Origin of the sequence: Collinsella aerofaciens, from assembly GCF_039062365.1 — a bacterium.
Lineage (GTDB): Bacteria > Actinomycetota > Coriobacteriia > Coriobacteriales > Coriobacteriaceae > Collinsella.
The window spans coordinates 1-1,217 of the sequence record NZ_JBCJBI010000032.1; the positions used below are offsets into that span (position 1 = coordinate 1).

The 1,217-nt window shown below is 72.2% G+C and carries 1 protein-coding gene; it reads left to right on the top strand.

What is annotated here, in order from left to right; genetic code table 11:
• Positions 1-133: 133 nt before the first annotated feature.
• On the top strand, positions 134-1,217 hold a 1,084-nt coding region (locus ABCN01_RS09505), incomplete at its 3' end, for an IS30 family transposase (RefSeq protein WP_342997063.1).

Consider the following 1,217-nt stretch of genomic DNA (forward strand, 5'->3'; position numbering starts at 1 on the left):
CCTTGATTCTCATTTTCATTGCAACAGCCTCAGGACTCAGCGCAACGCGTTGCGCTGAGTCCTGAGGCGCGAATCCGGGTAGGCAACCCCAGAGGGGCCGGAATCCCCCGGCCCGCGATGGAGGGAGGCCGGCATGTCCAGACCGAAGCCGTCCGGAAGGTCGTACGGGAGGCTCACGAGGCACGAGAGGAACACGGTCGAGAGGATGCTCGACCGCAACCGCAGCGCCCGCGAGATCGCCGCGGAGCTCGGCAGGTCGCCCTCGACCGTGACCAGGGAGGTGGCGGCGCACCGCTACGTCACCGCGCCGCGCTCGCGCTACGGCGAGCCCGCGCCCGCGGACCTGTCGGGGGCCTGCCCCAGGCTCTCCGCGTGGCCGAGGTGCTGCAACGGCTGCTCGCACAGGAGGGGCTACGGCTGCTCGAGGAGGCCCAGGGTGTTCTACAGCGCAAGGAGGGCGCAGGAGGCGGCCGACGCCGAGCTCTCGGCGAGCAGGTCCGGGATCGACGAGACCGAGGAGGGCGCCGCCGCCAAGCTCGCGGCCATCAGGGACGGGCTCGCGCGCGGGCTCTCCCCGCAGCAGATAGCGGCGACGACCCCCGGGCTCAGCGCCTCCACCGTCTACAGGTGGGTGGACGCCGGCTACGACGGCATGACGAACATGGAGCTCAGGCGCAAGGTCGGCTACAGGCCGAGGTCGCGCCGGGCCCCGAGAAGGGCGACGTCCCACTCGTCGCGCAGGTCGCACGCGTCGTTCCTCGCGCTCGGCGAGGACGCCTGCGCCGCGGCCTGGGAGATGGACACCGTCGAGGGCCCCAGGGGCGACTCCGCCAGGCTCCTCACGCTCCTGCACCGCCCGAGCCGCTTCCAGCTGGCCCTGCCGCTGCCGGACGGCACGTGCGCCTCTGTCCTGGCGGCGCTCTCCTCCCTGCGCGGGGTCCTCGGCGAGGACGGCGCGAGGCGCGCCTTCGGCGCCGTGCTCACCGACAACGGGAGCGAGTTCGCCGACGAGGACGCCATCGCGGCGCTGATCGGCGAGCGGGACGGCGAGACCAGGCTCTTCTACTGCGACCCCCGGCAGAGCCAGCAGAAGGGCGCGTGCGAGAAGAACCACGTGGAGATCAGGAAGCTGCTGCCCAAGGGCGCCGGGGCCAGGTTCGACCGGCTGACGGCGGCGGACTGCGCGCTGCTCATGTCGCAGGTGAACTCCGAGCCGA